The organism is Citrobacter sp. H12-3-2 (assembly GCF_009649895.1).
In the GTDB taxonomy this organism is placed as follows: Bacteria; Pseudomonadota; Gammaproteobacteria; order Enterobacterales; family Enterobacteriaceae; genus Citrobacter; species Citrobacter portucalensis.
In genome coordinates this window covers 2654169-2667181 of the sequence record NZ_CP045837.1, presented here as the reverse complement: position 1 = coordinate 2667181, position 13013 = coordinate 2654169, and the positions used below count along the sequence as shown (strand labels likewise).

Below are 13013 nucleotides of genomic sequence, written 5' to 3'. Positions count from 1 at the left end.
GTGCCACCCGGCAACAACTATTAATTTAACCCTTCTGCTTTCAGCGCTGCGGCAACCGCCGGGCGTTCAGCCATTCGCGCCATATAGGCGTCAATATTACTTAATCCTGCCATATTCAGCTTAACCGCATAGGCCCAACGCAGTACGGTAAACAGATATGCGTCGGCGATGCTGAAGCGCGGGCCGCAGATCCATTGGTTATCTTTCAGCGAGTCGTTCACATACTGCATTTTTTTCTCCAGCAGCGCGCGAACGGTTGGCTTGAAGTCTTCCGGCGTATCGGGACGGAACAGTGGCGTAAAGCCTTTATGCAGTTCAGTCGCAATGTAGTTAAGCCATTCGATGGTTTTGTAACGGGAGAGGCTGCTGGTAGGGGCAAGGAGCTGGCGGTCTGGCACACTGTCCGCCAGGTATTGCATGATGGCAACACCTTCGGTAAGTAGCGTACCGTCATCCAGCAGCAGTGCGGGAACTTGCCCTTTTGGGTTTACCGCGAAAAAATCATCGCCATTTTCCAGACGTTTCTTCATCAGATCAACACCATCCAGCGTGAAATCTTTACCGCTCTCACGAAGTGTGATGTGGGAAGCGAGAGAACAAGCGCCCGGTTTGTAGAACAGTTTCATCGGTAACTCCTTTTGGCTGAGGTATATCGTATGGTAGTGCTACCTCAGGCAAAAAAAAAGCCGCTAACAACAGTTAGCGGCCTGAAAATGAGTTTCCCTGAGAATTACGCTGTCGCGGCCTTAGAGGCTTTCTCATTGACGTCATCGTCCTGAGTCATACGGTTCAGTTTCGGAGCCGTCAGCAGCATCAGAACAGCGATAACAGCCGTTGCGACACCAATCTGCAGGAACACACGACCGTAGACTTCAAGGGACATCAGCGGGTCAGTCACGTTCTCTGGTACAGCCATCATGTTAGCGACGTAGCCACCGATGATGTTTGCACCGGCAGTGGTCAGGAACCAGCTACCCATGATGAAGCCCATCAGGCGTTGTGGAACTAACTGTGCCACCATTGCCAGACCCAGACCGGAGATCATCAGCTCACCGATACTTTGCAGACCGTAGCAGATAATCAGCCAGTTAACGGAAACGATGCCCGCATCGGTAGCGAATTTCGCGCCCAGTGGCAGGATCAGGAACGCACCGGAACACAGCACCATACCAATCGCAAACTTGGTCGGCATTGGCAGGGTATCGCCCATCTTGTTATAGATAGCAGCGAGGATTGGGCTACCAATGATGATCCAGAACGGGTTCAGCGCCTGGTACTGTTCAGGTTCAAAAGCAATGCCAAGAATAGAGTGCTCAACGTTACGAATCGCAAAGAAGTTCAGTGAGGTCGGCATCTGGCTGTACAGCACGAAGAAGATAATCGCTTCCAGCATCAGGATGAAGGCGACGATCATTTTGCGACGCGCAGCACCGTGCATGGTGAAGGCTTCTTTACCGAAGATGAACACGATACCCAGCGCAATGACACCCAGAACCATACGTGCGATCTGCTGGTTGTGCAGCAACCAGGTTGCAATCGCGATCAGTACCACAACGCCAGCAATGGTCAGCAGCAGGTTACGGAAGTTGATCGGTTCAAAGTCAGGTTTAGAACCGTACTGTTTAACCCAGCGCTGACAGAATGCGAAGTTAACAACGGTAATCAGCATACCCACGACGCTCAGAGCGAACGCGGTGCTCCAGCCGTAGCGCGCAGCCAACCACGGTGTTGCCAGCATAGAGAAGAATGAACCGATGTTGACGGACATGTAGTACATGGTAAATGCACCATCAAGACGCGGGTCATCTTTGGCATAGCAGGTAGAGAGCAGGGAGGATGGGTTTGCTTTAAACAGGCCGTTACCGACCGCGATGGCCGCCATGCCCATATAAACGATACCCGCATCGTGACCGGACCATGCTACCAACGCATAACCGATGGCCAGCACAACGGCACCCAGCATAATGACACGTTTTGTTCCCAGAACTTTGTCACCTAACCAGCCGCCAATGGCAACCAGACCGTACACCAGGGCGCTAAAGGACGAGAAAAGGGTGATGGAATCCGCTTCTGACATACCCAGCTGTTTAACCAGGTAGACGGCCATAATCCCTTGCAGGCCGTAATAACCAAAACGTTCCCACAGCTCAATAGAGAAAATGAGATAGAACGCTTTTGGTTGTTTGAAGGCGTTTAAACTTACGCTTTCTGTTGGTTTATTGTTTGCAGTAGACACTTTTACCTCTTTTTTTACATCCCATATCAACGGGGGTGTTCAGGTACGTGATGAGTCAAGTTCATCCGTCCGATTGTTATAGTGGGAGGGGAAACGGCAAGTAATGTTCACTATCTTGACCATTCAGACAAGTGGTTTGTAATAATCTGTTACATATATCATGACTGGTGAAATCGTCGGGGCTGTGAAATGTTATCTAGCGTTAAATTTCTTCATTTCTAAAATGGCAGATTTTTACACTGTTTAATCACCGCCATAACCGCAATGTGGCGATATGTTCTGCTATTTAAGGTTGAATCCAGTGATATAGGCCATTATCTGAAAAATAGGCAGTGTAATGTTTTGTTTGGAAACTGTGCAGTTAGGTCATCTAATTGTCACCTTAACTAAAAAATAAAAATTTATTAACATTGTGTTAGCTGGATGATCTGGATCACGTATAGATAGAAATTTCTTTTGCTAAAAAAACGATTAACCTGCTCAGGTGTTAATTAACAAGAATATTGCATTAGATATGAGCAATTGAATGGCATCATTGTCGGGAAAATAAACGCAGGGGAGTGCATAACTAATCGTTATGTATGTAAGGGGCGAGGAGGATGCCCCGGCAGCATTAGATATCGACTTTCTCTTTGAATTCGCAGAGATCTTCAATAATACAGGAACCACAGCGCGGCTTTCTGGCGATGCAGGTGTAGCGGCCATGAAGAATTAACCAGTGATGGCAATCGACTTTAAATTCACTGGGTACGACTTTCAGCAGCTTCTCTTCAACCTGCTCGACGTTTTTACCCGGGGCGAATTGCGTGCGATTACAGACACGAAAAATGTGGGTATCTACAGCGATAGTGGGCCAACCAAAGGCGGTATTTAACACCACATTAGCCGTCTTTCGCCCAACGCCGGGGAGAGCTTCTAACGCCGCACGGTCTTCTGGTACTTCACCATTATGTTGTTCCAGCAGAATGCGGCAGGTTTTAATTACGTTTTCTGCTTTGCTGTTAAACAAACCGATTGTCTTGATGTAGGACTTAACACCTTCAACACCGAGCTCCAGCATCGCAGCCGGCGTATTGGCGACGGGGTATAGCTTAGCTGTCGCTTTATTGACGCTGACATCGGTCGCTTGTGCGGAGAGCAAGACCGAAATCAACAGTTCAAACGGCGATGTAAAATTGAGCTCGGTTGTCGGATGCGGGTTGTTATCCCGCAGGCGCGTCAGTATTTCCTGACGTTTTGCTTTGTTCATTACGCATTCCCTGTTTCATCCGCGGGACTGTCCACGACAGCCGCCTCGGCACGACGTTTCTTCATTTTCTCATCAATCAGATACTTCACTGCCAGCATCAGACCCAGGCCAATAAACGCGCCCGGTGGCAGCATGGCCAGCAGAAACGGCGTATCAGTATGGAAGATCTCAACGCGCAAGACTTTGGCCCAGCTACCCAACAAACCGTCTGCACCATCAAACAGTGTACCGTTACCAATTATTTCACGCAGCGAGCCCAGAACAAACATGGCACCTGTTGCGCCCATGCCGATGGAGAAACCATCAAGTGCGGATAACGCAGGGCCCTTTTTGGCGGCGAAGGCTTCTGCACGACCAACAACAATGCAGTTGGTTACAATCAGCGGGATGAAGATGCCCAGAGACTGATACAGGCCGAAGGCGTAGGCATTGATCAACATCTGTACCGCACTCACCACGGAGGCGATAATCATGACATAAATCGGGATACGGATTTCAGGTGGTGTCCAGCGGCGAAGGGCTGAAATTGTCAGGTTGGTCAGCGTCAGGACGAGCGTAGTCGCAAGTCCAAGACCCAGCGCGTTAGTGGCGGTAGAGGTGACGGCCAACAGCGGACACATCCCGAGTAGTTGCACAAGCGCGGAGTTATTTTTCCATAACCCCTGGACAATCACGTCTTTAATTTCGCTCATGGTTATTCTCCACAGGCGCTAAGTTGAGGGAGTTGCGCAGGCAGCGTCTGTGCATACAGGCCGGCACGTTTAACCGCGTTAACCACCGCACGAGGTGTAATGGTTGCGCCAGTAAACTGGTCAAAGTCGCCGCCATCTTTTTTCACTGCCCAGTGAGAGGTGTTATCCGCAGAAATTGTTTTACCGCTAAAATGGGTGATCCAGTCGGACAGTCGCAGTTCGATTTTATCGCCCAGCCCAGGCGTTTCATGGTGTTCGGTAACCCGCGTACCCAACACGGTACCCGTGAAATCGACACCCACCAGCAGTTGAATCGCCCCGGAATAACCATCTGGCGCCGTAGCTTCAAGAATCGCAGCAACAGGACGATCGTCCTGGCGGGCAATATATACACGGTGCGTACCTTTGCCTAACGCTGGCGCATTGACCAGATAACAACTTTCAGACAAGTTATTATTGTAGCGATCGCCAGGCAGAACCTGATCGAACAGCGTTTTTTGCTGTATCGCGGCCTGTTCATCAATGGTTGACTTGGTTAATTGATTGATTGCTGCGGTTAACCCCGTTGAGCCCGCAGCAAACAGCGCCAGTGTAATACCGTGTTTACGAATCGTTTTCAGCATATCTAGTCCTTAGCGATGTCCGTACACGCGAGGGCGGGTGTAATAATCAATCAGGGGAACCGTGATATTTGCCAGCAACACGGCAAAAGCCACGCCATCAGGATAACCACCAAAACTGCGTATCAACCACACTAACAGGCCCGCAAGTGCGCCAAAAATCAGACGACCACGGTTGGTTGTTGATGCTGTAACGGGATCGGTAAGAATAAAGAACGCACCTAACATCGTCGCGCCGGAAAGCAAGTGCAACTGAGGCGATGCCAGTGAGTCTGGCGAAAAAATCCAACCTAAAGTGGCGCAAACAGCGAGCGACAGCAGGAAGCTAACCGGGATATGCCAGCGAATCGCTTTTTGCCATAACAGCACGATACCACCAACCAGCCAGGCAAGGTTCACCCACTGCCAGCCAGCGCCTGCCAGCATGCCGCTGTAGATCGGGTATTGCATCACCTGCTCAACGGTACGTCCGGCATGCAGGGATGTCTTAAAGGTATCAAGAGGTGTTGCCTGACTGATCCCATCGATACCCATACGCAGCGAATTCATATCCCCTCCGCTGGCGGTATGCCCGTTAAAGATAACGTTCAGGGCGTCAAAGAAACCAGGCACCGTGGCCGCAATTTCATGCGGCGGCAGCCAACTGGTCATCTGTACCGGAAATGAGATGAGCAGCACGACATAACCAATCATGGCAGGGTTAAACGGGTTCTGCCCGAGCCCGCCATACAGCTGTTTCGCAATGATAACCGCAAATACCGTGCCTAATACCACCATCCACCATGGCGCGAGGGGCGGAATACTGACGGCCAAAAGCAACCCAGTGAGTAGCGCAGAGTTGTCTTTTAAAATTGCCACAATGGGTTGTTTACGCAGTTTAAGCACACCCGCTTCGGCAGCAATAGCGCTGATGGCAGCGAGAACGATCTGGAACAACGTGCCCCAGCCGAAGAACCACAGCTGAGCGGCGATCCCCGGCAATGCAGCAAGTAACACCAGCATCATGATACGCGATGTCTGGCGCTGGTTATGGGTATAAGGGGAGCTTGCTATTCTGAATACCATTTATTCCTCGTTTACAACCTGCTGCTGTGCGGCTTTCTTTGCCTGAGCGCGTGCGATGGCGGCCGCGACGGCGGCTTTACGTGGATCAACCGGCTCGGCTGTTTCTGTTACCGCTTCTTGTTCAAGCTTGCGGGCTTTGGCGCGGGCGATTGCCGCTTCCACGGCAGCTTTACGCGGATCAACCGGTTCGGTTGTTTCTGTTACCGCCTGCTGCTCGAGCTTGCGAGCTTTGGCGCGGGCGATTGCCGCTTCCACGGCAGCTTTACGCGGATCAACCGGTTCGACTGTTTCTGTTACCGCTGCTTGTTCAAGTTTGCGGGCTTTGGCGCGGGCGATTGCTGCTTCGACGGCGGCTTTACGTGGGTCAACCGGCTCGGCCGTTTCTGTTACCGCTTCTTGCTCAAGCTTGCGGGCTTTGGCGCGGGCAATTGCCGCTTCCACGGCAGCTTTACGCGGGTCTGTACCCGTGCTGCTGCCTTCACTTTGCGGCGGATTTTCCTTACGGGAAGCACGAGCTTGCGCCTTACGCGCCTCGCGTGCGGCAATCACGGCGCTATTGTCAGGTTTTTCACCTGCCTGAATGACCACCGGTTGCAGCGCCTGAGCCTGCTTTTCTTTTACGCGAGCCAGCGCGGCGGCAATGGCATCATGATCTTTGGCCGCCGGCTGAGCAGCGGCGCTCTTATGGCGTTCAAGACGTGCCGCTTTTTCACGTTCAAGGCGCGCCTGTCGGGCTTCAAACCGAGCTTTTGCTTCTGCGGCGCGCTTTTCTTCCTGACTAATGGCGTAAATCTCGGCTTTTTCCTGACGGAAATACTGTACCAGTGGAATATTGCTTGGGCATACCCAGGCGCAGGCACCGCATTCAATACAGTCGGCGATATTGTGGGCCGTCGCTTTGTCGTGCTGTTGCCCTTTACTGAACCAGTAAAGCTGTTGTGGCAGGAGATCGGCCGGACAGGCATCGGCGCATGCGCTACAGCGAATGCAGCCTTTCTCTTCTGGCGTTTCACCCATTTCACTGGCAGAGGGGGCCAGAAGACAGTTGGTTATCTTCACCACCGGGACATCCAGCCACGGCAGCGTAAAGCCCATAAGCGGCCCGCCCATAATCACCATCTGGTCGGCGGAAGGGCAGAAACCCGCGTCGTTGAGCAGATGACGAACAGGCGTACCTAAACGCGCCCAAACGTTGCCCGGACGACTGACTGCTTCACCGGTTAGCGTCACGACACGCTCGGTGATCGGCTCTCCGTCGATTACTGCACGTTTAATTGCATAGGCGGTTCCGACGTTTTGCATCAATACGCCGATATCAGAGGAGCGTCCGCCGTGGGGAACCTGCTTGCCGGTCAGGATTTGTGTTAACTGCTTGGCCCCGCCGGATGGGTACTTGGTGGGGATCACGCGTAGGCTAATGTCGTGTGAATCAGCCAGCACTGCGCGCAGCATAGATATTGCCTGCGGTTTGTTATCTTCGATACCCAGGAGGATCTCGCGTGGCTGAAGAATGTGCGCCAGGATGCGGATACCTTCGACGACCTGAGCGGCACAGTCCTGCATCAGGCGGTCATCTGCCGTAATGTACGGCTCGCATTCGGCGGCGTTAATGATCAGCGTTTCAATTTTATCTCCGCCGCCCTGCAGTTTAACGCCGGTGGGAAAACCTGCGCCACCCAGCCCGGCGACGCCGTACTGATGAATACGCGCAATCAGCTCTTCCCGGCTGTGGGAGCGATAATCGGTCCAGCCGTCTCGCTCAATCCAGCGATCTTCGCCATCGGCGTCTATGATGACGCTCAACTCAGCCAGTGCTGAAGGATGCGCGGTGGAGTGCGGGGCAATGGCAACAACGGTGCCTGATGTTGGCGCATGGACTGGAAGCATTTTGCCACGTCCGCGGGTTAAGGGCTGACCACGCAGCACGGTGTCACCCACGTTTACGCACAGTTCACCCTCCGCACCAATATGTTGTTTCAGCGGAATAACGAAACGCGGCGCCAGCGGAACCTGTCGCAACGGCGTTCCGTTTGACTGGGTTTTCATTTCTGGTGGATGAATGCCGCCATCAAAGTCCCAGATTTTATTTTTTCTGAATGCAGAGAATAACTTAAACATGTTGTTCCACGGGAATGATGCGCACAGGGATGGTGTTTAAATCCCATTTCCAGCTATCGGGTGTCTCGGCTACCGGGCGTAATTCAATACATTGCGTCGGGCACGGGTCAACGCACAGGTTGCACCCGGTGCAGAGATCGCTCATTACCGTGTGCATGGCGCGGGTCGCGCCCACGATGGCATCGACCGGGCAGGCCTGAATACACTTAGTGCACCCAATACAGTTATTTTCATCAATGACCGCCAGCATTCGCACCGGCGTAACGTCTTGTTCATCGCCATCAATAGGCTGCGGATCGACATTCAGCAGGGCGGCAATTTTTAACATCACCGCTTCGCCGCCGGGGGCGCAACGGTTAATTTTTTCACCCTGAGACCCGATCGCTTCAGCATAAGGATGACAGCCCGGATAGCCGCACTGGCCACACTGGCTTTGCGGGAGAATTTCATCAATTTTCTCCACGACCGGCTCATCTTCAACGGCAAAACGTCGTGAGGCGTACCCCAAAATAGCGCCGAACGCCAGACCCAGTAGACTCACTGCGGCAACGGCAATCCAGATAGCATTCATTACAACTTCACCAAACCACTAAAGCCCATAAAGGCCAATGACATTAAACCAGCGGTAATCAGCGCAATCGCATTGCCGCGAAACGGCGCTGGGACGTCCGCCACGGCGAGGCGTTCGCGGATCGCGGCGAACAGTACCATCACCAGCGAGAAGCCGACGGCGGCGGAAAAACCGTATAGCGCCGACTGTAAAAAGTTATGGCCGAGGTTGATGTTCAGTAGCGCCACACCTAACACTGCGCAGTTAGTGGTGATCAGCGGTAGAAAGATCCCCAGCAGGCGGTACAGCGCAGGGCTGGTTTTGCGCACAACCATTTCGGTAAACTGCACGACGACGGCGATAACCAGAATAAAAGCCAGCGTGCGCAGATAGATGAGATTGAGCGGAATTAGGATCCAGGTATCAATCAGCCAAGCGCAGATGGATGCCAGTGTCATGACAAACGTCGTGGCAAGGCCCATACCCATTGCGGTTTCCAGTTTTTTGGAAACGCCCATAAACGGGCAAAGGCCCAGAAACTTCACCAGTACAAAGTTATTGACCAGTACAGTTCCGACAAACAGCAGCAGGTAATCAGTCATTTTTCGGCCTGAAATAAAAAGCCGCCTATTATCTGACAATCTTCAACAGGCGACAACAGGTTAACTGTAGGGTTATTACGGGTTCACAAACGTCGATTTAACGCGCTGCGATCGTTTGAAGTAGGGCACCAACAGTGCTGCAGCCAGTAATGGGAACAGCAGTTGGCGCACGGCAAAAGCGTCTGGGACGGGTGAAAACGCAAACGCTTTAATCGCCAGCAACACGGAGATCAGCAGCCACAGAATATAATGCTTAGGTACACAGGCTCTGCGTTTGAAAAACGCAATCGTCAGCCACAGTGTGTAATACCACATGGCGATCGCGGTAACAAAGGAGACACCCCATAACAGCAAATTTGCCGTACTTTGCTCACCCAGCGTTTTGAAGGTTTGCGGTGTAGCCAGCGCAGTGACATAAAGTAATAACGCCAGCGAAGCGCTCAACAACGCGACTAACAGCCAGGCCAGTGGCCCAAGTAGCCAGCCTCCGATACGTTGTGCCGGTGTCGTAGTCATCTCTTCTCCAGGTTTACGCGCGCAATCAATCATGCCATTCATTTTGGGGCAATTATTATAAAGCTTTTAACGTTGAGCGCTACTTTCTTCTTTATTGCACGTAATGCCAGACTGATTTAGGTACCTGACCAACATCAAACAGACGACCTCCGGAGATAAGCTCCGCACGGCGATGGTCTGCGGCACGGTACATATTGATAATGTCGTTATCATCGGTGAGCGTGTAGTTAAGATGGTCGAACAGTTTTTCCAGACTTTCGAGCGAACTGATTTTGCGGAATTTTAATAAGTAATCCTGAACGGTCATAAATGCAGATCCATATTAATAAAATAATACCAACGGAGTAGAAAATATAAAAATAAACAACGAGCACAGGTCAAAGCGCATTTACGTGCAAATGTAAGAAGAGTGTTCATACCTGTGAAAAATCAGGCGCTATGCGCGTCTTGAGCAAGGGTAACGCGCTTAGCGATCGCTGGCAATATGCAGCGGAGCGGGACGCGGCATAATTCGCTTTTTTTGACAGAAAGCGATCTTTTACCGGCAGACCCTGCAACTACCAATGTTAATTGCCGGGCAATAAAAGGCTGCGGATGCTTATTTCTTCTGCACTGCCGCAACGGGCTCTGGTGGCTGGTAATTGTCAATATGATTGGCAACACCCAGCAGGATCACGGAGACGGCGAGAACAATCCAACCTGTTAATTCAATAAGACGATTCATTACTGATGACATTTGCTTTGATTTATCCATAAACACAGGCTGCAAATGTTACTAATCTCTCATTAATACAGCAAGATGATTGGGAACGTTTTCTACCTCTTTTTCGCTGCAAGTTAAGCATAAGTGGCATATGTTTGACTTAAGTTAAAAAACAACCTTTGTAGCGCAAAGGTTATTAAACTATTGAGACGTTGCAAGGTATGGTGTGAAATAGGTAAGTCCTGAATTGAGAGGCAATAACATGAGTGACAACATTCGCGTTGGGCTAATTGGCTACGGTTATGCCAGCAAAACCTTCCATGCCCCACTGATTGTGGGCACGCCGGGTCTGGAACTGGCTGCAGTGTCCAGTAGTGATGAAGCAAAAGTGAAGGCAGACTGGCCTACGGTGGCGGTTGTTGCTGAGCCTAAGCATCTTTTTAACGATCCAAATATCGACTTGATTGTGATCCCCACACCAAACGACACGCACTTCCCGTTAGCGAAAGCAGCGTTGGAAGCGGGCAAACATGTGGTTGTTGATAAGCCCTTTACCGTGACACTGTCACAAGCACGTGAGTTGGATGCGCTGGCGCGTAGCCTCGGGCGGGTGCTGTCTGTGTTCCATAACCGTCGCTGGGACAGTGATTTTCTGACGCTGAAAGCTCTGCTGGCGGATGGTGTGTTGGGAGAGGTGGCATATTTCGAATCCCATTTCGATCGTTTCCGCCCACAGGTTCGTGACCGTTGGCGTGAACAGGGCGGTCCGGGAAGCGGTATCTGGTACGATTTAGCACCGCATCTTTTGGATCAGGCGATTAATCTGTTTGGTTTGCCCGTCAGCCTGACGGTAGACCTGGCCCAGCTGCGTCCGGGCGCGCAGGCGACGGATTACTTCCATGCCATCCTGACGTATCCGCAGCGTCGTGTGATCCTGCATGGCACCATGCTCGCTGCCGCAGAATCGGCCCGTTATATTGTGCATGGATCGCGTGGCAGCTATGTGAAGTATGGTCTTGACCCGCAGGAAGAGCGCCTGAAAAATGGCGAGCGCCTGCCTCAGGAAGACTGGGGTTATGATATGCGCGATGGCATATTGACCCGAGTAGAAGGCGAAGAGCAGGTTGAAGAAACCTGGCTGACCGTACCGGGCAACTATCCGGCGTACTATGCTGGCATTCGTGATGCGCTAAACGGCAACGGTGAAAACCCGGTACCGGCGAGACAGGCTATCCAAATTATGGAGCTGATTGAGCTGGGTATAGAATCTGCGAAACATCGTTCGACGCTGTGCCTTGCCTGATTAGGTAAATGGCGCAAGGCGATACCTTCCTGGCATCGTATCCGGCCTACAATGAAAACCAACGTAGGCCGGATAAGCGTTAGCGCCATCCGGCACTTTACCTGTTACGCTGCGGCGACTTTCTCGCGCAAGGCTCGTTTTTCCTCGTTACTCAGGAATGCCATTTCCAGACCGTTGATTTGCGCCTGGCGGATCTGTTCGGGCGTTAGGCCTGCAGCTGGTGCGGCAATGGTGTACTCGTGAATAATATCCACACCCTGAACAGCCGGGTCGTCCGTATTCAAACTGGCGATAACGCCATGCTCAAGGAACGTTTTCAGCGGATGGTTCGCTAGTGAGGCAACGGTGCTGGTCTGAATGTTTGATGTCAGGCAGGATTCGATGCCGATACGGTGCTCGGCGAGGTAATCCATCAACGCACGATCTTCAACGGCTTCAACGCCGTGACCAATACGCTCAGCGCCTAGCTCTTTAATGGCCTGCCAGATGCTTTCTGGTCCCGCGGCTTCGCCCGCATGTACGGTGATATGCCAGCCGGCATCGCGAGCCTGGTTGAAGTGAGACAGGAACAGGCTGCCCGGGAACCCCAGTTCGTCACCGGCCAGATCCAGTGCCGTAATATGGTCTCGGTGGGCTAACAGCGCATCCAGTTCCTGCAGACAGGCGGCTTCGCCGAAAGTACGGCTCATAATGCCGATTAAGCGAGCTTCGACGCCAAAGGTCTTGCAGCCCTCGCGTACGCCTGCGATGACGGCTTCAACCACACCTGCAACCGGGAGCTGATGCGCCATCGCCATGTAGCCTGGGGAAAAACGCAGTTCAACATAGTGCAGGCCGTTACGTGCTGCGTCCTCAATATTTTCAAATGCCACGCGACGACACGCATCCAGCGAGGCCAGTACCTTCACGCCCCAGTCGAGCTTGGATAAAAAACTCACTAAATCTGGCTCAGTTGATGTGACTTGCACATGAGGGATCAGCGTTTCCAACGTTTGTGCCGGAAGCGTTAAGTTGAACTGACGGCCCAGATCCAGGATCGTTTGTGCACGGATGTTACCATCAAGGTGGCGATGGACGTCGGTCAGGGGGAGGGAAGTATCAATCATGGTCGCACTCGTGTATTTAGGTAAAGTGCAGGCCATTATACAACAGAAAAATGTTCCTCTAAAAACTTTAAAAAAAGCGGTGCAGAGTTCGGGGTTATGGGGAAGCAAGCATCGCCAAATTGTTGACCATGCTGTTAGCGTACCATCAGAGTGGTGTTCCGACTCCCTGATCCTTGAGAACGTATCACGATGCTTTTGCCTTGCGGTGGTAAGACGGGCGTAAAGTAAGCAATAACGCATTTCCTGCAGCATG

14 protein-coding genes are annotated in these 13013 nt (G+C 52.0%); 1 reads left to right on the top strand and 13 read right to left on the bottom strand.

Annotated elements, in window-relative coordinates:
* Positions 1-20 precede the first annotated feature (20 nt).
* From gstA to blr, 12 genes are all read right to left on the bottom strand, one after another.
* Positions 21-626 (bottom strand): glutathione transferase GstA, encoded by a 606-nt coding sequence (gene gstA / locus GHC22_RS12735; protein WP_003832787.1) that lies wholly within the window; start codon positions 624-626, stop codon positions 21-23.
* Between the two features lie 104 nt (positions 627-730).
* Positions 731-2236, bottom strand: coding sequence for a dipeptide/tripeptide permease DtpA (dtpA, locus tag GHC22_RS12730; RefSeq protein WP_020996425.1), 1506 nt, complete (start codon positions 2234-2236; stop codon positions 731-733).
* Positions 2237-2849: 613 nt separating this feature from the next.
* Entirely contained in the window at positions 2850-3485 is a 636-nt protein-coding gene (gene nth, locus GHC22_RS12725; protein ID WP_153753153.1) for an endonuclease III, read from the bottom strand.
* Complete coding sequence (locus tag GHC22_RS12720; protein WP_153753151.1) at positions 3485-4177, bottom strand: electron transport complex subunit E; 693 nt, start codon at positions 4175-4177, stop codon at positions 3485-3487. Before GHC22_RS12720 ends, nth begins: the two co-directional genes overlap by 1 nt.
* Before the next feature lie 2 nt (positions 4178-4179).
* The gene (gene rsxG / locus GHC22_RS12715) at positions 4180-4800 is read right to left on the bottom strand and encodes an electron transport complex subunit RsxG (protein ID WP_032943336.1); all 621 of its coding nucleotides are present in this window, start codon (positions 4798-4800) and stop codon (positions 4180-4182) included.
* A 9-nt stretch (positions 4801-4809) separates the two neighbouring features.
* Complete coding sequence (gene rsxD / locus GHC22_RS12710; RefSeq protein WP_008784680.1) at positions 4810-5862, bottom strand: electron transport complex subunit RsxD; 1053 nt, start codon at positions 5860-5862, stop codon at positions 4810-4812.
* Complete coding sequence (gene rsxC, locus GHC22_RS12705; protein ID WP_150388290.1) at positions 5863-7980, bottom strand: electron transport complex subunit RsxC; 2118 nt, start codon at positions 7978-7980, stop codon at positions 5863-5865.
* A complete protein-coding gene (gene rsxB, locus GHC22_RS12700) occupies positions 7973-8551 on the bottom strand; it encodes an electron transport complex subunit RsxB (RefSeq protein ID WP_153753149.1) in 579 nt (192 codons plus the stop codon). Before rsxB ends, rsxC begins: the two co-directional genes overlap by 8 nt.
* Positions 8551-9132, bottom strand: a complete 582-nt coding sequence (gene rsxA, locus GHC22_RS12695) for an electron transport complex subunit RsxA (protein WP_003029144.1) — start codon at positions 9130-9132, stop codon at positions 8551-8553. Before rsxA ends, rsxB begins: the two co-directional genes overlap by 1 nt.
* Before the next feature lie 75 nt (positions 9133-9207).
* Positions 9208-9648, bottom strand: a complete 441-nt coding sequence (locus GHC22_RS12690; RefSeq protein WP_003832803.1) for a DUF2569 domain-containing protein — start codon at positions 9646-9648, stop codon at positions 9208-9210.
* 91 nt (positions 9649-9739) lie between these two features.
* On the bottom strand, positions 9740-9955 hold the full coding sequence (gene ydgT / locus GHC22_RS12685) for a transcription modulator YdgT (protein WP_008784684.1): 216 nt from the start codon (positions 9953-9955) through the stop codon (positions 9740-9742).
* A 291-nt stretch (positions 9956-10246) separates the two neighbouring features.
* Entirely contained in the window at positions 10247-10372 is a 126-nt protein-coding gene (gene blr / locus GHC22_RS12680) for a division septum protein Blr (RefSeq protein ID WP_003029134.1), read from the bottom strand.
* Positions 10373-10613: 241 nt separating this feature from the next.
* Here blr and GHC22_RS12675 point away from each other — a divergent pair, with 241 nt between their 5' ends.
* Positions 10614-11654: an oxidoreductase gene (locus GHC22_RS12675; protein WP_048214261.1), complete on the top strand. Its 1041-nt coding sequence runs from the start codon at positions 10614-10616 to the stop codon at positions 11652-11654.
* Between the two features lie 104 nt (positions 11655-11758).
* Here GHC22_RS12675 and add read toward each other — a convergent pair whose 3' ends face one another.
* On the bottom strand, positions 11759-12760 hold the full coding sequence (add, locus tag GHC22_RS12670) for an adenosine deaminase (RefSeq protein ID WP_153753147.1): 1002 nt from the start codon (positions 12758-12760) through the stop codon (positions 11759-11761).
* Between the last annotated feature and the right edge of the window lie 253 nt (positions 12761-13013).